The organism is Brevibacillus laterosporus (genome assembly GCF_030489605.1).
GTDB classification, from domain to species: Bacteria; Bacillota; Bacilli; order Brevibacillales; family Brevibacillaceae; genus Brevibacillus_B; species Brevibacillus_B laterosporus_E.
In genome coordinates, this window is the sequence record NZ_JAUKFY010000019.1 from 21,392 (window position 1) to 40,678 (window position 19,287).

Consider the following 19,287-nt stretch of genomic DNA (forward strand, 5'->3'; position numbering starts at 1 on the left):
CATAACAAAGATGTATTTTTGTGTCTTCTCACCATTTTTCGCGCACAATGAACATAGGATGAGAAGAGGACAAGAATAATCATCATAGATAGGAGTGATTTTACATGCTTTTTACCCCATGGACGATATTAATATTGGCGGCATTCGGTCTAACGATGTGGGCGCAATTCCGTGTAAAAGGAACATTTAGCAAATACTCGGAGGTACCTGTTTCTTCTGGAATGACCGGAGCTGAAGCAGCAAGACATTTACTGGATGCTAACGGTTTATCCCATATTCCAGTCGAACATATACCAGGCACTCTTACAGACCACTATGACCCAATGTCTAAAACGGTACGCTTGTCAGATCCCGTGTATTTTAGCGACTCCATCTCAGCAGTCTCTGTAGCCTGTCATGAGGTAGGTCACGCAATCCAGCACAAGGTTGATTATCCAATGCTAGTTGCTAGACATCGCATTTTCCCACTAGTCAACCTTACTTCGGGAGTAGCCCCTTTCTTGTTATTAGGCGGTCTGCTCTTTAAAATCAGCGGTCTCTTACTGCTTGGGATTATTGCTTTTAGCGTAGCCGTGCTATTTCAAGTCATCACATTGCCAGTCGAGTTCAACGCTAGCAGCCGCGCCAGAGATCTAATGATTAAAATGGGCTATATTCGCAACTCAGAAGAACGTGAGGTTAAGGCCGTACTTGGCGCTGCAGCTCTTACCTATGTAGCCGCAGCTCTCATGTCTGTACTACAGTTGCTTGAGTATATTTGGTTGTTTAAACGAGACAGCGACGACTAACATTTCCTTTTATAAATCTACAAAAAAAGGCGTCCCATCAGGGGCGCCTTTCATTTATTATTGATGCAATTTACTCCTTCACACCAGGAATGGTATCAAGCTTCCATGCCCCATCCTCTTGCTTCATACGAACAGAATAGCCTTTAAAATCAACTTCATTGCCTTCTCCGACAGGAACTTTAATTTCATACTCTCTGCCATTTTGATCTTCTGTAATCATTTCTGCCTGTCCGCCTTCCCATTGAAGCACACTGCTTTTATCTGCGGTTGGTAGAGCCAGCTTTCCTTCTTTTTCAATTAGTTTGAGATTGTCTATGACTTTATCTCTTGCAGCTTTTGTATAGATATTCTCCAGGTATTTCATCAGCTTTTCTTTTGTATCTATATCGCTTCCCACAAAGCGATAGTCTTTTCCGTCATGAGAAAAGCTCTTACTTTTATCTGGCTCTGTTTTCCCTCCGCGTAATACATACTCATAAGCGTTTGCTCCCTCGGCTGCCAACGCGACAGCTTCTTTTTCATCCATATTGGTATGCTTACTTCCAGCCGGTTTTGTAATCTCCGCAGCTGGTTGAGCAGTTTCTGTCGTTGGAGTTGTAGGCTTCTGTTCGGGCTGATTGCCTGTACAACCTGCCAATGCTACAACCAATGCTGATAAAATCAGAAAGCCTGTCCATTTTTTCATATTGTTTCACTCCTTTTTCAGTATGACGCCAAAACATGGTGGCACGTTACGCCTATTCACTCGACACTGCCTCAAAACCATGTCGAACCGCATACAAGAACCATAAAAAATTGAAAAACAGGAGAATGCTCGTCATTAAGAATACACCGTTTAAGCCTACAAATCCAGCTAGAAAGCCTCCCGTCATCGGTCCAAGCATATTGCCAAGACATAAAAAGCTGTTATTATAGCCAAATACTCGACTAACCATATGACTCGGGGTAGCTTTTCGTAACAAGGAATTAACAGCCGGCAGTAGTCCTCCTACACATAATCCTGCCATAAAACGCAAAATAAGTAATTGCCAGAGCGTTTGCACCATCGCCGTTGGAATATAGATAATAGCAGATGCAAGCAAGCAGCCAAGCAGTACCTTATGCGAACCAATCCTATCTCCCAATTTTCCTAATTGAGGGGAAGCAATAACATTAGCTATTCCTGTCATAGCTGTAACCAATCCTGCAAAAAAGGCCACTCTCTCGCTGCTTCCAATCAGCTCCTTAACAAAAATCGGGAGAATCGGAACAATTCCATTTAGAGCAAATTGAACAATTACCGTTACGCCAAACAGAACCGGCAGTGTTTTGCTTGCAAACACCATTTTAAAGTCCTCTCGCAAACTTGTCTGTTCTGTTTTTGGCAAAGGCGTAAAGTCTTCCTTTACGGTAAACGTAATGATCAGCGTTGCTATAAACAATAAACTGCCTGTTACCATAAACACAGCACGGTACCCAACTAAATCTGCAAGCAATCCTCCAAAGAAAGGTCCCATAATCGAACCAGATACAACACAGGATTGCAAAATGCCTAAGGCCCATCCCGAACGATCCTTAGGCACGCTAGAGGCTACTAAAGCATTGCTGGCAGGAATGATTCCACTAATCGTTCCGTTTAATAAACGCAGGAATAATAAATGCCATACATTGCCTGCCAGTCCAGTCAGCCCAATCGTAATTGACATTAAAAAACCGGAGCGGAGTATCATAATTTTACGTCCATACTTATCTGCCAAGTTCCCCCAAACAGGTGAAACTAATCCAGCCGTTAAAAAGTTGGCTCCAAATATGATCCCAGACCACAATGTTGCATCGTGAGTGTTCGTGATATGTAATTCTTCCTGAATAAAGAGCGGGAGAAATGGCATTACCATACTCATTCCTACCATAACGATAAACAAAGCACCGCAGAGAACAAATAAATTACGTTTCCAGGTCTCCATACCCTCACTCCTTATTTTAAGCCAGTGAAAAAGTCAGAGGCTGTTTTTCTAGGTTGGATGTTATCTACTCATCCCTTCGTCGAAATAGCTTCTTGATCTATGTTGCCAAAGTCCTGTACGTTCCATAAATTATGATAAACTCCTTGCTGCAAAAGAAGCTCTTCATGTTTCCCCATTTCCACAATTCGTCCATCCTTTAACACAACTATCTTATCTGCATGCGTAATGGTAGACAGCCGATGGGCTACAATAATAGTCGTTCTGCCCTTTGCCAGATGAGCTAAGGATTCTTGAATCATGTGCTCCGATTCCAAATCTAATGCGGAAGTAGCTTCATCCAAAATTAAAATGGCAGGGTCCTTCAAAAAGACGCGAGCAATAGCAATCCGTTGCTTCTGACCTCCTGAAAGCTTGACCCCTCGCTCACCTAATTCAGTATCGTAGCCCTCTGGCAGTTCACTAATGAATTCATGTGCATTCGCCGCCTTGGCTGCCGCTATTATTTCTTCTTCTGTTGCTTGAGGATTCCCCATTGAAATATTCATTCTGGCCGACTCGCTAAACAAAATGTTATCCTGCATGACAATTCCAATTTGCTCACGCAGGCTTTTTTGAGTAACGTCCCGCACATCGATGCCGTCAATGAGAATTCGTCCACCCGTCACATCCCAAAATCGTGGAATTAAACTAATAAGAGACGACTTTCCACCTCCTGACATACCGACTAATGCTACCGTTTCACCGGGTTCAATCCGTAATTGTACGTCATGTAGAACTGGTTCATCTTTCCCGTTATAAGCAAAAGTAACCTTATCAAACTCTACACGCCCGCTAATCCTTTTTGTTTCAGGATTCACGGGCAACGTACAAGCTCCCGGTCGATCCACGATATCATATTGCTCATCAATAAAATCAAACATACGATCCATAGAAGCGATCGCTTGCGTCAATGTAGTTGATGAATTAACCACCCGTCTTAGCGGCGTATATAGCCGCTCCAAATAGGCGTAAAAGGCCATGAGCGTTCCAATGGTTAACATACCTTGGATGACTTGATAGCCTGCAAAGCCAATAACTAAAAGCGGTGCAATATCAGTAATAGTATTAACCACAGAAAAGGTATAGGCATTCCAGCTAGTTTGTTCTAAAGCCTTATGTAAGAATCTTTGATTTTTCTTTTCAAATTGCTTCGCCTCATACTCTTCCAAAGCAAAACTGCGAGTAACGGAAATTCCATTAACTCGTTCGTGGAGATGACCTTGTAATTCAGCTAGCTTCTGCGACCGTTCCCTCATTAGTTGGCGCAATCTCTTATAAAAATACTTAATCGAAAATCCATATAAAGGAAACACAACAATAGCAATCAAAGTTAGCTTTACATCCATAAAAAGCATAATGGAAAGCGTGATAGTAATGGTCACTAAATCCAACCAAATATTCATAAGACCTGTTTCAATAAAGCTTTTTGTCTGCTCTACATCATTTACAACCCGTGAAATAATTTCTCCTACCTTATGATTGTTGTAAAATCGCATGGATAATTTCTGTAGGTGGCTAAATAATTGATTACGAATGTCAAATAGAACACGACTGGAAATCCATTGGGCATAATATTGGCGATAATACTCTACAGGGGCCCGCACGATTGTAAACAGGAAAAAAGCTGCACCCATTAACCATAACAATTGATATAGCTTATCTTCCTTAGGCATTGTTCCCGTAACTAAGGTGTCTATCACATATTTGAGAATTAATGGCATTAATAATGGGATCCCAAATTTTACAATACCGATACCAATGGTTAAAATAATTTTCACTTTGTAAGGTCCCACATAACGTAAGTATCTGCGTATGCTATTCATAGCACCACTCCTGCTGTTAGTATAAAAGATGAATGCGCCGCTTTAATTCCCTGAAGCCTAAGTCTCCGTGAAACCGATTTTACAACAGATAGGCGGTTATGTCTTGTTGTCAAGTATACGGTAACAGCCCATTTACCTCCAATAAATTCACTTTTCTTTTTCTTTTTAGCCGGTTTTCTCTGTTTTCTAACTATTGAATGCTTATAGGATTCAAAAATACCCCTGTTATCGTTGCCAAAATTTCGCTTGACCGATAACAGGGGTGTGTATCCGTGACATGTAATTGACTACTCTTCATCATTGTGCTTTAACAGTTGATACCGTTCATACCATCTTTGAACAAATCCGCTTTGGAAAGGCCCGCGTCTTGCTTTGATCCATTCCAAAACCTCATCCAACGCCAAGTGAACCCGTTCCTTCACATATGGAGGGTAATTCATTTGCGCGCTATGTAGAGCATATTCTTCTTCATCTAATACCGTATACGTCATGTCCGGATAAACCTTCACATCCAGATCATAGTCGATATAGCTAAGTAAATTTCCTTTTAAGCTGAAAGGAGAACCGATGTTACAGTAATAGTAAATCCCGTCATCACGGATCATGGCGAGTATATTAAACCATTGTCCTCGTCCAAATGTACAGATTGCAGGCTCTCTTGTACGCCATTCACGCCCATCAGACTCTGTGACTTTGACACGATCATTACCGGCTATCACCACTGTATCACTCGTATGAATGAGCGTAGTGCGATCCCAAGTACGGTGTAAGGACTGATTATGTTTGAAGCTTTCAATGCGTATAATGGAACCTGGCACTTGCGACGACATGACTCTCTCCTTTCTTCCATTTTCATCTTTCAAAGAAATATTCCTTAGGAGGAAATTTTTTTAGAAAGCGTAATATACTGTTGCAACTCATATCCCATGGCTTGGTAAAAAGGTAACACCCGTTCATTCGCCTGATTGACCATAATAAGAATTTGATTGACACCGCGTTGGTGAAAACGATTCTCTAGGGCTTCTACTAACTTACGGCCTATACCCCTGCCTTGGGAAGAAAGGGAGACAGCTAAACGATAAAAATAAGCACGAGTTCCATCTATCGTGCCGACAATAACTCCTACAACTTCTCCATCTTCCTCAGCAACCATAACCAAGTCGCTGTCCCAAGCTAATTGTTTAGCAAGAGAATCCATTGTTTCCGTATCAGTTCGATCCAATTCTGTTTCTTGCCAAATACGAGTAATTGCCGCATAATCGCCCAGACGAAACGTCCGAATAATCATAATAGGCGCCTCCCTTAGACGGCTTCATTTTTCTATTGTACACTACTGGGGAAAGTTTGTCCCCTTAAACACAACTTACATTGTAGCAGTTTTCTAACAGGAACTAAACTAGTAAAGAAATACCGCCATCCACAATAATCGTTTGTCCGCAAATCATTTTTGCTTTGTCAGATAACAAAAACATAACCGTATTAGCCAAATCCTCTTCTTCTACCATACGCCCTACCGGAGTTCGATTAGCTGATGCTTCCAGTAATTCTTCGCGGTTCGGGAAATGCTTCAATGCTGCTGTATCAACAACGCCTCCAGACACAGCATTTACAGAGATGTTATACGGAGCTAATTCTACAGCGAGATAACGAGTTAATGCCTCTACAGCAGCTTTAGATACTCCCACTGTTGTGTAATTTTCAATGACACGAATAGAGCCCAAACTGGACAAGCTTACGATTTTACCGCCATCATTGGTTTTTTGCATTAATTTTGCTGCTTCTTGCGCACAGAATAATAAAGCCTTGCTGTTAATTTCCATAGTCCAGTCCCAATGACTCTCTTCTAACTCCATTAAAGGGCGTAGCACACCAGAAGCTGCATTGTTCACCAGTATATCTAAACGACCGAATTCCTCATCGATCTCTTTAAACATCTCTTTAATTTTTGCAACATCTCCAACATTGGTTTTTACCAAATGAACGCGAACACCCTTCGCTTCTAATTCAGATGCTGCTTCTCTTGCTGCTGTACGATTACGCAGATAGTTAATGACTAAATCATAGCCTTGGTCAGCTAATTGGTAAGCAATCGCCTTTCCAATGCCTCTGGTTCCACCTGTAACTAAAGCTACTTTTCCATTTCTACTCATATATTTCTTCCCTTCCTTCTAGAATGTACAAAAAAACGTTCCATCTACCAGCTATTAACATCTGGTACTAATTAACTTCTATATTATACAAGCTATACCATCGCATCGCTACGTGCAAATGTAGATCAGGTGTAGTCTTTATAACCAATTATTGCCTTCTTATAAAAAAGACTTCAATCTTTTTATTTTTTTTTACAAATCATTCATTTTATACTTTACAAATTGAAAATAATACCATACTATTAAGGAATAATGCTAACACTTGGAAAGGAGGTTCGGAAAAATGATGATTATGGGAATCTTTACACAATTAGATGGCAACAATAGGGCTATGCATAATTTCATAACATCTTCTCTCCTCGCTTCCAGACAGGTGATGGTTTTTTAACTGTTCTTTCTACCTGATAAGCAGATCGTAGGAGAGGTATCTCTTGCGGTGCATATTTTCTTTTACACGCTCAGACCGTGAGATATCCATATCTTACGGTCTTTTTATGCTCATATTTCATAGAAATTGAAAGGGGGTGACACAAGTCATGGTATTTCATTTTTTAATGTTTTCTGTTCAGATCAAGCGAAACAAACCGCCTGTTGAACGGCAAACACAGCTTTATTTCCAAGAGCAATGGATTAAAGAACGCGATGAAAAACGCTACATGTTGGACGCGCAATCGCCGTATATTATGTAAGTATTCTTCATTTTGATGGGAGGAATGTTGAGATGAGAAATGTTAAACGTAAGCAACGCATGAAGTATGTAGGTGTAAAGGCGCTAGATGGGACCTGACTGAATGAACAAAAAATAAAAGGAGGATGTGCACTGTGCATATTCCAATGATCTTTTTTACCATTATTATTGAACGTAAAAAGAAATCACCGGAGAAAACATACCGAGATTATATACAGCATAAACGCATTGAAAAAATCCGTGAAGAAAACCAACAAAGATGCATGGAACATCATTATTTAATGAATCGTTTCTAAGAGTCTAACATAAAGCTGGAAAAAGCCCCCCTCTGTATGAAGGGGCTTTTTCAGCGTTACTATTTTTCTTCTTTTGCCGTTATTTCAGCAATGATTTTATTGTGTAAAACTGGAAATGCATATTGTGACATTTCCTCTGATGTGACAAACACCACATTCTCTTTTAGCGGTTCACCTGAGATGTGCTCCATTACATACACATTTACATTCCAATGCAAATGCGAGAAGGTATGCTGTACATTCATCAGGTAATCCCCCAAGTCCACTTGTAAGCCATATTCCTTTTGCAAAAGCCGGAGCAATTGTTCTTCGTCATCTTTCGTCCCCGCATCCTCTACCATCGGAAATTCCCATAAACCTGCTAATAATCCCCGTTCAGGACGCTTTTGAATCAGATATTGGTTTCCACGCTTTACTACTGCTGTCAGTAATTGAACGGGACGCGGCGGCTTTGCCTTTCCTTTGACAGGCAAGGTATCCTGCACGCCTTCCCTTCGAGCTAAACAATAATCAAAGACAGGACAGGTTAGGCATTGCGGATTTTTAGGCAGACAAACAAGGGCCCCTAATTCCATAATAGCCTGATTAAAATCCCCTGCTCGTCCAATTGGGATCGTTTGTTTAACCAATTGTTCCATTTTGATCCGTGTAGCTGGTTTAGCAATATCATCATCCATCAGTAGAAGTCTGGAAAACACACGCATCACATTACCGTCTACTGCAGGTACAGGAACTTCGTAAGCAATACTTAAAATAGCACCCGCTGTATAGGGACCTACACCCTTTAGCTTGGAAATTTCTTCAGGTGTGTCTGGAACCACGCCACCATACGATACCGTGACCTCGCGAGCTGCTGTTTGCAAGTTACGAGCCCGGGAATAATAACCTAGTCCTTCCCATGCTTTTAAAACCTCTTCCTCAGGAGCTGCCGCCAGCGCTTCCACTGTAGGGAATTTTTGCATAAAATTTTGATAGTAGGGTTTAACCGTTTCTACACGGGTCTGCTGGAGCATAATTTCTGAGACCCATACACGATAAGGATCTCGATTTATTCGCCATGGTAAATCTCGCTTTTGGGTATCATACCAATATAAGAGATCCTGAGCAAAGTCAAACGCTTGAAATTCATCGGGCAGTGTATAAATCGTTGGTTGTTTTTTTCTCGTCATGCTTTTCCTTTGTTTCCCCTTTGTTCTTTTCAGGTTTACATCAAATTTTATATACAGTTCGTGCAAAGATCATCTACTCCCATCTTGCCAAAAAAAACAGGTTTGAACAAGCTTCTCCTACATTTGCCATACTGGTTTTGTGGCTTGACTACTTGTAAAAAGAAATGTTACACAACGAAGCAATGTTTTTTGAAGAATGCATACTTTTTTTTAGAAAGGATTGAAGAATTACGTTAGTTGTGCCATAATTTTTCCACTATCCCCGTGCGAAAGGAGAAATCTTCTAGTGGATACTGCCACGCATTTTGCAATCGGTTTTGGTTTAGCTGCCCTTGCTCATCTAGATCCTGTAGTAGCAAGCGATCCGGGTTTAGCTAAAGCGGTAATGATTGGAACAGTCATCGGTCAACAAGCACCCGATTTTGATGGATTCACTCGTCTACTGGGTAATGCAACATATATCCGCAACCATCGGGGAGCTTCTCATTCGATACCCGCTATTTTTATTTGGACACTCTCCATTTGTGGACTTATCCAATATTTCATTCCGCAAGAGCACTGGGGGCATTTACTCGGTTGGACATTCTTTGCTGTCTTTTTACACGTTTTTGTCGATATATTTAACTCCTATGGAACACAAGCACTACGTCCCTTTAATCGAAAATGGGTAGCCCTTGGCACCATGTTTATCTTTGATCCGCTGATCTTTGCCTTGCACATCATCGGGCTGCTATTATGGGCGGCTGGTGCTGAGCCTGGTAAACTGTTCCTGGTTATCTACCTATTTATTGCCCTTTATTATGTAAAAAGATATCGGGTACATGCACGTGAGCTAGCCTATCTGCAATCCTCATTGGGGCTAAAAGGAGAATATACGCTAATCCCTACCTATTCGTGGAGTAACTGGACATTTGTGGTGAAAACAACACAGCAATGGTATGTAGGAGAGCTGCATCAAGGCTCCGAACCATTGGTGCTTGATATTTTCCCGATTCCAAAAGAAGAACCTGAGCTTATTACCCTCACGAGACAGGATAAAAAGGTGCAAGCGTTTCTTTCCTTTACCCACCATGTTCATGCAGAAGTTAAACAACGCTCTTTTGGCTATGAAGTCAAATGGAAGGATTTACGTTATCGAGCTAAGCATATGGGTAAATCCCACTATATGTTGGTAGCTGTCGTCTATTTAGATCAAAATAAACAAATTCGTGATTCGTTCGTAGGCTGGATTCACCACAGTGAAGACCAGTTAACCAAAAAATTAAATCCCCAAAAAGAGATACAGGTCAATTAACAAGAAAAAAGCTCCTTCTTCGTGAGGAGCTTTTTTTCTTTTGACGCATTCTATGTTCGAGATTTATTCGGTCTACGAGAAGCTGGTTCTACATGAATCAACATCCGTTCAATTCCATTAAAGCCTTTCAAATAATCTTCAATTCTATCCGTAACATCATGACTTTCTGCTACAGTTAACGATGAAGGCACTTCAATAATGCAATCAACATGAACAGCGCTTCCATGGTAACGAGCCCGTAAATCAGTCACACGGCTAACGCCATTCACTTCCATAATACGATCATGAATCGCCTGCCATTTATCTTCTTCAAAGGCATCCATCAGGCTGTCAACAGCCTGTTTTCCTACCACATATGCCGTCTTGATTATGAGTAAACCGACGATGAGTGCCACTAAAGCATCTGCCCATAGCCAGCCCAACCGAGCTGTGCCAATACCAATTAATGTTCCAATACTGATAATTGCATCACTTCGATTATCATAAGCAGCAGCCATAACTGCCAGATTATCTGTTTCTTTACCAACAGCCATATTGTAAAGAGATAAGAGATATAGAATAAGGGCACCGCCAAAAGCTACATACATAGATAAGGGATCAGGAGCCATTACTTGTGCTTCTGGTCTCCATAATTTCATAAAAGCATCCTTTAAGACATCGATCCCTACAACTGCCATCATAAAAGCCGCTAATAGGGCTGCTGTCGTTTCTGCACGAAAATGTCCATATCGATGATTGTGATCAGCTGGTTTCTGGGAAATATACATACCGATCATCAGGGCAATAGACGCCAACACATCTGATACGTTATTCCATCCATCTGCTGTCAATGCCTCAGACTGTGCAAACATACCAGCCAGAATCTTGCTTACAGACAGGATCAAATAAAGAAAGATGCTAATCTTAATGGCTCTGCTTCCCTTTTTGTATTTCAGGAGCTTGGAACTCCCTTCTACACTTTCCACAGTAAATTTCCTCCTCACACCGAACTTTCTATTCTAATGGTAACGATCCAAAACCGTGTTAGTCCAGAGAAACGTTTTTGCAAAAAGGCAGGATTGCATCTATAAGGAAAAAGATTTGCATGAAGGAAACCCTTGTAAAGCTAGATACAATTGGGCTTATAGGAAAGCGAGCCTCTGATTTTTGGGAAAGCTTCTTAAACCGTTTCTTTATTAAAGTTTTTATGTCAGTTCTTTCTCAGGATGTTACACACTACTTACATGGTATTGGATCACCTAAAAAATTCGTCATACTGGGACGAGGAAACAAAACCCAACCTCTAGATTTATTTATATCTTAAAGATAAGAAAAATGTGAGCAGAACAAATGAAATTAATGGGTTGATGTGGAAATTTTTAGTAAATGATTGACAATCCGTCACATGCTTTATAACTAACGCGTAAGCCCCTGTTCTTTATAGCATTACAACAAAAAAGGGTAAGCATACCTATTAGATGTGACTAATAGGAGCCTACCCTTTGTTTTTATTCCATATTAGCGAGCTGCTGCGAAACGTTTGTTTACTTCGTCCCAGTTAATCAAGTTCCAGAAAGCATTAATGTAGTCTGGGCGTTTGTTTTGGTAGTTCAGGTAATAAGCATGCTCCCAAACGTCCAAGCCAAGAACAGGAGTTTTCCCTTCCATAATTGGGCTATCTTGGTTTGGAGTGGAAGTGATTGCTACTTTATCACCGTCTACAATTAGCCAAGCCCAACCAGAACCGAAACGGCCTGTAGCTGCTTTTGTAAACTCAGCTTTAAAGTTATCATAGCTACCGAATGCAGCATTGATTGCATCAGCAATAGCACCTGTTGGGTTTCCACCGCCATTTGGGCTTAGGATTTCCCAGAATAAGCTATGGTTCGCATGACCGCCACCATTGTTACGTACGGCTGTGCGAATAGCTTCTGGAAGTGCATCCAGATTAGAAATTAATTCTTCTACGCTTTTACCTTGAAGATCAGCATGTCCTTCTAAAGCAGCATTTAAATTGTTAACGTAAGTAGCATGATGACGATCATGGTGGATTTCCATTGTTAATGCATCAAAATGTGGTTCCAATGCATTGTTCTCATATGGTAGTGCAGGTAGTTGATGTGCCATTACAAAAACTCCTCCTTTATGTAAGTAAAAAGTCCTTTATTCTTGCTTTACTCCTTAATTATAGCGTAAACGACAGGATTAATGCAACTAAAATGTATTGAAAGTATAGTAAGGTAATCCATCCTACATTTACTGAACGCAGAACCCTTGCAAACCCGATCACTCATGATAAACTGTACATTATCAAATATTTCGCAATTGCATAAAGGAGTCTGACTTTAAAATGGAACTGGATATATCAACCATTGTTTTACTTGCATTAATCGGATTTTTAGCTGCGTTTATTGATAGTTGCGTTGGTGGAGGCGGATTAATTTCTCTTCCTGCTTTGCTGGGGTTAGGCCTTCCTCCTCATCTTGCGCTGGGAACAAATAAGCTCGCTGGCACCCTTTCATCCCTAACCAGTTCGATCACCTTCATTAGCATGGGGAAATTCGATAAGAAGCTAATGTTGATTCTCACACCCTTTTCATTAATTGGTGCTTGGATAGGTGCCCTAACGGTTCTAGATATTCCACAAGGCTTTCTCAACACGCTAGTTATTATTATGATGGGTCTTATCTTTGTTTATACTCTGCTAAACAAAAAGTTTGGCCATGAAGCAAATTTTAAAGGGTACACAACCTTTACGGTTAGCTGGGGCATTTTATTTGCCCTTTTGATTGGTTTCTATGATGGTTTTTTCGGTCCTGGCACAGGCTCCTTCTTTATTTTCCTAATGGTGCTACTATTCGGGTATGACTTTGTAATCGCTGCTGGCAACGGTCGTATCCTCAATCTAGCCAGCAATATCTCGTCACTTGCTGTATTCATCTGGAATGGAAAGGTTCTTTTTTCTACTGGATTGGTTATGGGCTTGGCCATGATTTTAGGCGCGACTATTGGTGCCCGTGTGGCCGTTATGACTGGTGTTCGCTATGTGCGCCCGCTGTTTCTTATCGTGTCAGTCTCTCTCATTACAAAAATGGTATATGAATTAATAATCAAATAAGAGCAAGCAAAACGGCGTGCACCACTTAGTGGTTACACGCCGTCATTTTTTACTAAAACAGGTTGACTTTCTCCTGTTTAATCGCTGAAGCATTTTTAGCTGATTGGGCACCAGTTCTCCCCGTTATTTTCCGTCCCTATGCTGCTTTATACGGGCAATGATTCCGTCCGTTAATAGGCCAATACCTGCACCGTAAAAAGGCGCTGCCATTCGAAATCCTGTCGGTAAATCTTTTAGAAAAAACAGTATAACTCCAATGATAAAGCCTAACATCATAAAGCGAATACGCGTGGAGCCCAAGCTACTTCCCTCCTATTTTGATTTAGGTTTAGGGAATTTGTTCGGCATCTTCATGTTTTTCATGTTGCGGCTCATTTGTTTTAGCTGCTTTTGATTTAAATTCATACCCATAGAACGTGCCATGGTTTGAATTTGCTTTTCATCCATTTGCATGTTGGCTACTTGCTTTTTCAGATAGTGAACTCCACCATAGAACCCACCAGCTAAACCTAAGAGTAGCGTAACAATTGGAATAACCCAGTTGTACCACATGTTCCATTACCATCCTTTTTTAATATCTTATCCCGTCCATTTTACCATAAGAAGCTTTCCTGTCCATGTAGATTTGTGTCGTACGGTATGAAATGAGGATAACTTTTTATGATAGTACCTGCATATACTGTGCCGAGGTGAAGAAAAATGACTGCTTTCGTCGTGATCGATCCTGGACATGGTGGCATTGATCCAGGAGGGGGAACCAATAGCTTGTTTAAAGAAAAGGACCTCGTTTTAAATATTTCCCTTTATCAGCACCAACGCTTTTTAGAATTAAATGTTTCAGCTTTACTTACCCGCTCTACAGATATAACGCTTGAAAGCGACCAGCGTGCATCATCGGTTCGCAACAGCGGCGCCCGTTATTGTCTCTGTAATCATGTTAATTCAGGCGGCGGTCGAGGTGCAGAAGGAATCTACTCTATTCACGCCTCCTCAGCCATGTCGCGCACCCTTTTCGAGGAAATTGAGACAGCCGGCATGCCTGTAAGGCGTATCTATACGCGTACTCTCCCCAATAATCCCCAACTTGATTACTATTTTATGCATCGAGACACAGGAAATGTGGAAACGGTCATAATCGAATATGGATTCGCAGACAATCCAATAGATGCTGAGTTTTTAAATACGAAGTGGAAGGAGCTGGCAGAAGCCGTTGTTCGTGGTTTTTGTGAGTTTACCAATCTTCCTTATACTCCCCCATCGACCACTTCACCCAAGCCTGAACCGCCTGATGACTGGAAACAAGAGGCTGTTAACTGGCTTTATCAGGAAGGTATTTTGACGAATGAAGAATGGCGGCAAAATATTGATAAACCTTTGCCATTATGGGCAGAAGCGATTGTACTGCGCCGTTTATACGAAAAAGTAATAAATAAATGATGATAGCTTTCGCATGATTAAATAAAAGGAGACATTCCCATGAGCTTAGACATTGGTGCAATTATAGCCATCGCTATGGCGGCAACCTCTACTCTATCCGACTGGTTACGTATTCCTGTGAAGTTAAGGGCCTGGACAACGCTAGGATTTATTTTGCTACTAAAGCTGGGCTACGATTGGTTATACGGTCCTGTACCATTTATCTGGAAGGATTCACTCATGCATGGAATTACAGCCGGACTGGCTGCCGTAGGAATTTACTCCACCACGAAAAACACCCGCCAGCATATGCAACAGCTCAAAAATGATTGGAGCAATCACGAGCAAAATGCTAAGATGCTTTCGAATAATATTGACCCCTCAACGCTTGTCCTCTCGTCAGAAGACCAGGAAGCATTTCAGCCTTCTGTACAGTCATTCACTCCATCCCAATCACAGGTTTCGTCCTTACAAGCACAAAGTCCAATAGAAAAGCCTAGCACAGAACAACAAACATCGGTAGAAATCGCATTGAGCCAGCCTCTGCACACCGCCTCAGCCCCTTCTTCTAGCCTCTCCTCTGATCCAGACAGCCTGCCCTCTACCAGCTTCAAATCGTCCAGCGAGGAACCTTTTCACGTATCTGCTCATCCATCTCATGATTCCTCTGATAAAAAATCTTCCTACGAAGACTATGTCTAAAAGCGAGCCAAAGTTGACTTTGCTCGCTTTTAGATACAGCTATTGCTTTTTCACATGCCGTGTAAGAGGAGTATCCTCCAAGCCGGAATAATTGGTTTTGGCCAAGACACTGACAAGCTCATCTTCTGGAAAACGATAAGCAGTCAGTTTCCCTCCAAATACACATCCTTGATCAATATTAATCGCATTCTGCCTCTCGCTGCGTTCTGGCTCTGGGCGAGGGTCATGCCCCCAGATGACTAACATATCCGATAAATGATCTACCGTCCAATCTTTGCGAATGGGCCTTCCATCTGGACCTAAGCCTGCGACGTCTCCATATCGGCAAAAGTTCTGGATAGCAGGTGAATCCTCCCCAATATAACTGTCCTTAATACCGGCATGCACGGCAACCAAGGCTTTTTTCCCCCGATATTTCACAATAATATGAGATGGTGCTGACATGAGCAATTGCAAGCTAGCATAGCGAAATTGAGCAGTGCGTCGGGGACCGTGCTCCACCTCGTATCGTGCAAATTGCTGTTCCACCAACTCATCACCGTGCGCCAGTGTGACCCTTCTCCCATCTAGCCAACGTGCAATTTTCCAGCCATGATTGCTGTCTACCATCTCAGCTAACCCTTCTTTAATATGCTTGATAAAAAAATCAAGCAGCTTGAGTGATTCAGGCCCTCTACTTGTAATATCTCCCAGTGACAAGATCTTTCTTCCCATAGGATGTTTATATAGCTGATCCTTTGCATCGAACGTGTAACCGAGCACCGACAACAGTTCAATAAACTCTTCATAGCAACCATGTATATCTCCGATGACATCTACTCCGCTATTTGCTGTAAAGAATTTGGATCGCTTCGGGATAAACTTTTTCACGCGACCAACCCCACTATTTTCCATATTCTTATAGTATTACCCTAAGTAGTCCTATTTGATAAGTAATATAAAGAAAAACCCGAAGACTCGCTCCGGATTTTGATGGGTTGCCTATTTTTATTGCTGCAGTTGATGCTTATGGACATATATTGCCGCTTGAGTTCGATCTTCTACACCTAGCTTTGATAAAACATTGCTTACATGTGTCTTTACCGTTTTAATACCAATAATTAATTCATCTGCGATCTCTTGATTCGATTTTCCCTGCCCAATTAACAGCAGCACCTCCAACTCACGGGGAGTCAATTGCTGATGAGCCGGCGTCTGCGCGCCTGTACGGAACCTTGCCATGATCTTACTGGCTACCCGTGACTCTAATACAGGCTCACCGTCTACTGCGGCACGAATAGCTTTTACGATTTCAGATGCACGGGAGGTTTTTAACAGATAACTAAATGCTCCTGCTTCAATAACCGGATATACCTTCTCATCGTCAATAAAGCTGGTAAGTACAATAACCTTTGTCTGCGGCAACACTTCCCGAACTTTCCTTGTTGCCTCAACGCCTCCCATGCCCTCCATGACTAAATCCATGAGTACGACATCCGGTTGCATTTCCTCCACCAGACGTACCCCTTCTTCCCCGCTTGAAGCCTCTCCTACTACTTCTATATCATCCTCTGTGGATAAATAAGAAGCGAGTCCCATACGCACCATCTCATGATCATCTACTAACAATACCCGGATCATTCTCTCCATCTACTCCTTTTGGGTGTACGTCCAGCAATAACGGGACGCGTATTTCGATCTGTGTGCCATTGCCTGGTGATGAGTAAATCTCCAGTGCACCGCCGATTTCATCAACCCTCTCCCGCATGGACACCAATCCGTATGAGGTCATTTTTTCTCCATCTGGATCAAAGCCAATACCATCATCCGCAATACGTAAACGTACATGTCCTTGCAGCGTGAATAATTTTACTGTAATGCTATGTGCCCTGGAATGACGCAAGGAGTTGGACAGCGCTTCCTGAAGAATGCGAAACAGCTGATCCTCAATACCATTCGGGATATTGGCAATGTTACTGATTTCCCAATTAATATCCAACGTATGCTTGATCTTCAACTCTTCTAGTAGCTCCTCAACCGCTTCTCCCAGTGATTTGTTTTGTAGTGTAGCCGGACGCAAATGCAACAGTAATGCTCTCATCTCCGCCTGGGCTCCTGCTGCCATTTCCTCTACCAGTTCAATCTGCTGTGCCGCTCGACTCGGATTTTTATCAATTAACCGTTTGATAGCAGCAGTGGTCATCGCGATAGCAAACAACTGCTGACTGACAGCATCATGCAATTCACGTGCAAGCCGCTGGCGCTCCTCTGTCACCGCGGCAGCTTTAACCTGATCATGCAATTCTGCATTATGCGTGGAGAGTCGCTGTAACGATGCCACTTGCCCCTCCCATTTAGCTGCAAGTCGATTTAACTGCCAGCCCAATTCACCAATCTCATCCGAGCCTAATTCCGGTACCCGATAAGATAGCATACCTCGTTCTAAATTCATCGTCGCCTCCCATAAGGAATGCAGACGCTTTTTTAACAGATTGCCAGCGATATAACCGCTGACTAGCCCAACAACTGTGGCCACTGCTAATCCTACAATCAATTGAAAAAAGAAAATACGCCAGCTAAAATCAACGCTTACCGATACGTGTAGATATTTAGCCAACCACTCATTGACCTCCGGACGATCCTTGCTAAAATAACCGATCCATAGGAAAATACCAAACATCGTCAACACCGTGCTGTTTGTCCAGAACAGCGCTTGTTGAACCGCCTGCCATTGAATGCTTTTTAATGTCGAATAGGATTGTTTCATACGTCTGTACACCCTCTCATCAGATGTACTTGACATCAATATCGCCCACCCAGAGCGAAATGATGATTTTTACTTTTTCAGTAGCTTCTGCGTAGTTATGAGTGGACAACATCACCTTACGCGTAATCCCATTTTGACGATGGCCTAGCACTTCCAATTCTCCAATAGTCACCTCTGCCATCACCTGTACTGGCATATCGACCGGGACATAGATCGTGACATCTCCAATCCAGCCATTGATGACTAGCGTGCCTTCCTTTTCAGGAATGACAGCTCGGGAAAGATCGATAACCACATCGCCAATCCCTTGCCAAATCCGCATATTTTTTAGCTCAAAACGACCAGAAATCAATTTATAATCACCAATCAATGAGCTGCGTGTATCCTGAGGATTATGAATGTGTACGTGATCGTAAAACGTCTTATCAAAGCTTTTATGAAAGGATTTACCGCTAGATTTGCGCTGTTCCCTATGCGGGCCTTCTTGATTAGAACTTGGTTCATCAGGCCCCGTATCAGAATAATAAGAACCGGAATAGCATTCGCCTTCAATTCTAGGCCCAAACTGCGAATAGGACTCCCTCTTTGCCTTTTGATCATTCTGTTCGCCTGTATAAAAGCTTTGACTCGCAGGCTGTGTCTGAATATCAGCCTGCATTTTTTCTTGTGCCTTTTTCCGCTGTCTCTCCTTTAGCAACGCATCCATTTCAAGGTCGAGATCATCTTGCTTAGCTGTTTCTGCTGATTGAGAATAAGCGGTTGTTTCTTGCTGCTTCTCTTCTGTATAAGTAAAGTCTTGGCCAAAATCATTCTGATTTCGACCTTTGCGACGTATTAATCGAATGCCATAGTAAATAAAGAACATGGAAAAAATAAAGCCGAACAAATTGTGAATGGCAATACCAAACCATTCCTGAAAAATATTAAGAATACCAATGGTTAATAAGATGCCACCGGTAATTTTTCTTCCTCTTTTCCAAAATCGATACCCCCAAAAAATAAAGAGCAGAGGCCATAAGGAAAAAATGCTGAAAAAAATCAGCCCTAAATTATTGAGGAAGAGGCCTAAACCGACAAAGATGATAATGGCACCTGCCACCATTTTTTCTACGCGAGAAAATTTCAAACGAAGCCTA

The 19,287-nt window shown here is 41.9% G+C and carries 22 protein-coding genes; 7 read left to right on the forward strand and 15 right to left on the reverse strand.

The genetic code is table 11. The features are described 5' to 3' along the window. Positions 1–104 precede the first annotated feature (104 nt). A complete protein-coding gene (locus QZ995_RS17805) occupies positions 105–788 on the forward strand; it encodes a zinc metallopeptidase (protein ID WP_301809497.1) in 684 nt (227 codons plus the stop codon). A 70-nt stretch (positions 789–858) separates the two neighbouring features. Here the strand turns inward: QZ995_RS17805 and QZ995_RS17810 are convergent, their stop codons facing one another. The 6 genes from QZ995_RS17810 to fabL form a co-directional block, all read right to left on the reverse strand. Continuing rightward, positions 859–1,473, reverse strand: coding sequence for a DL-endopeptidase inhibitor IseA family protein (locus QZ995_RS17810; protein WP_301809502.1), 615 nt, complete (start codon positions 1,471–1,473; stop codon positions 859–861). 52 nt (positions 1,474–1,525) lie between these two features. Beyond that, positions 1,526–2,731, reverse strand: a complete 1,206-nt coding sequence (locus QZ995_RS17815; RefSeq protein ID WP_301809505.1) for an MFS transporter — start codon at positions 2,729–2,731, stop codon at positions 1,526–1,528. A gap of 68 nt (positions 2,732–2,799) precedes the next feature. Then, positions 2,800–4,593 (reverse strand): ABC transporter ATP-binding protein, encoded by a 1,794-nt coding sequence (locus tag QZ995_RS17820; RefSeq protein ID WP_301809507.1) that lies wholly within the window; start codon positions 4,591–4,593, stop codon positions 2,800–2,802. A gap of 287 nt (positions 4,594–4,880) precedes the next feature. After that, positions 4,881–5,423 (reverse strand): DUF402 domain-containing protein, encoded by a 543-nt coding sequence (locus tag QZ995_RS17825; RefSeq protein WP_064018854.1) that lies wholly within the window; start codon positions 5,421–5,423, stop codon positions 4,881–4,883. Between the two features lie 44 nt (positions 5,424–5,467). Next, entirely contained in the window at positions 5,468–5,881 is a 414-nt protein-coding gene (locus QZ995_RS17830) for a GNAT family N-acetyltransferase (protein WP_031411844.1), read from the reverse strand. A 103-nt stretch (positions 5,882–5,984) separates the two neighbouring features. After that, on the reverse strand, positions 5,985–6,743 hold the full coding sequence (gene fabL / locus QZ995_RS17835; RefSeq protein WP_301809511.1) for an enoyl-[acyl-carrier-protein] reductase FabL: 759 nt from the start codon (positions 6,741–6,743) through the stop codon (positions 5,985–5,987). A gap of 536 nt (positions 6,744–7,279) precedes the next feature. On the opposite strand from fabL, the gene QZ995_RS17840 reads away from it, so the two are divergent. After that, positions 7,280–7,432, forward strand: a complete 153-nt coding sequence (locus tag QZ995_RS17840) for a hypothetical protein (protein WP_212933039.1) — start codon at positions 7,280–7,282, stop codon at positions 7,430–7,432. 133 nt (positions 7,433–7,565) lie between these two features. Next, on the forward strand, positions 7,566–7,727 hold the full coding sequence (locus tag QZ995_RS17845) for a hypothetical protein (protein WP_197490750.1): 162 nt from the start codon (positions 7,566–7,568) through the stop codon (positions 7,725–7,727). A 59-nt stretch (positions 7,728–7,786) separates the two neighbouring features. Here the strand turns inward: QZ995_RS17845 and mutY are convergent, their stop codons facing one another. Then, entirely contained in the window at positions 7,787–8,896 is a 1,110-nt protein-coding gene (gene mutY, locus QZ995_RS17850; protein ID WP_301809517.1) for an A/G-specific adenine glycosylase, read from the reverse strand. A 286-nt stretch (positions 8,897–9,182) separates the two neighbouring features. Here mutY and QZ995_RS17855 point away from each other — a divergent pair, with 286 nt between their 5' ends. Continuing rightward, positions 9,183–10,190 (forward strand): metal-dependent hydrolase, encoded by a 1,008-nt coding sequence (locus QZ995_RS17855; RefSeq protein ID WP_301809519.1) that lies wholly within the window; start codon positions 9,183–9,185, stop codon positions 10,188–10,190. Between the two features lie 50 nt (positions 10,191–10,240). On the opposite strand, the gene QZ995_RS17860 is transcribed toward QZ995_RS17855, so the two are convergent. After that, positions 10,241–11,155, reverse strand: coding sequence for a cation diffusion facilitator family transporter (locus QZ995_RS17860; protein WP_301809520.1), 915 nt, complete (start codon positions 11,153–11,155; stop codon positions 10,241–10,243). 532 nt (positions 11,156–11,687) lie between these two features. Then, complete coding sequence (locus tag QZ995_RS17865; RefSeq protein ID WP_301809523.1) at positions 11,688–12,296, reverse strand: superoxide dismutase; 609 nt, start codon at positions 12,294–12,296, stop codon at positions 11,688–11,690. Between the two features lie 223 nt (positions 12,297–12,519). Here QZ995_RS17865 and QZ995_RS17870 point away from each other — a divergent pair, with 223 nt between their 5' ends. Beyond that, positions 12,520–13,287 (forward strand): TSUP family transporter, encoded by a 768-nt coding sequence (locus tag QZ995_RS17870; protein WP_031411854.1) that lies wholly within the window; start codon positions 12,520–12,522, stop codon positions 13,285–13,287. Between the two features lie 123 nt (positions 13,288–13,410). Here the strand turns inward: QZ995_RS17870 and QZ995_RS17875 are convergent, their stop codons facing one another. Then, positions 13,411–13,587, reverse strand: a complete 177-nt coding sequence (locus QZ995_RS17875; protein WP_022585652.1) for a hypothetical protein — start codon at positions 13,585–13,587, stop codon at positions 13,411–13,413. Positions 13,588–13,599: 12 nt separating this feature from the next. Further along, positions 13,600–13,839: a YneF family protein gene (locus tag QZ995_RS17880; RefSeq protein WP_003335431.1), complete on the reverse strand. Its 240-nt coding sequence runs from the start codon at positions 13,837–13,839 to the stop codon at positions 13,600–13,602. Positions 13,840–13,986: 147 nt separating this feature from the next. Between QZ995_RS17880 and QZ995_RS17885 the strand changes: the two genes are divergently transcribed. Further along, complete coding sequence (locus QZ995_RS17885; protein WP_301809534.1) at positions 13,987–14,724, forward strand: N-acetylmuramoyl-L-alanine amidase; 738 nt, start codon at positions 13,987–13,989, stop codon at positions 14,722–14,724. 39 nt (positions 14,725–14,763) lie between these two features. After that, positions 14,764–15,405 carry a hypothetical protein gene (locus QZ995_RS17890; RefSeq protein ID WP_301809535.1) on the forward strand — a complete coding sequence of 214 codons (642 nt, stop codon included), beginning with the start codon at positions 14,764–14,766 and terminating at the stop codon, positions 15,403–15,405. A 39-nt stretch (positions 15,406–15,444) separates the two neighbouring features. Here QZ995_RS17890 and QZ995_RS17895 read toward each other — a convergent pair whose 3' ends face one another. From QZ995_RS17895 to liaF, 4 genes are all read right to left on the reverse strand, one after another. Beyond that, positions 15,445–16,299: a metallophosphoesterase gene (locus QZ995_RS17895; RefSeq protein ID WP_301809537.1), complete on the reverse strand. Its 855-nt coding sequence runs from the start codon at positions 16,297–16,299 to the stop codon at positions 15,445–15,447. Between the two features lie 93 nt (positions 16,300–16,392). After that, the gene (locus QZ995_RS17900) at positions 16,393–17,025 is read right to left on the reverse strand and encodes a response regulator (RefSeq protein WP_301809655.1); all 633 of its coding nucleotides are present in this window, start codon (positions 17,023–17,025) and stop codon (positions 16,393–16,395) included. Then, entirely contained in the window at positions 17,000–18,151 is a 1,152-nt protein-coding gene (locus QZ995_RS17905) for a HAMP domain-containing sensor histidine kinase (RefSeq protein WP_437124751.1), read from the reverse strand. The genes QZ995_RS17900 and QZ995_RS17905 overlap by 26 nt, the downstream gene beginning before the upstream one ends. Positions 18,152–18,170: 19 nt before the next feature. Continuing rightward, positions 18,171–19,277: a cell wall-active antibiotics response protein LiaF gene (liaF, locus tag QZ995_RS17910; protein ID WP_301809543.1), complete on the reverse strand. Its 1,107-nt coding sequence runs from the start codon at positions 19,275–19,277 to the stop codon at positions 18,171–18,173. Between the last annotated feature and the right edge of the window lie 10 nt (positions 19,278–19,287).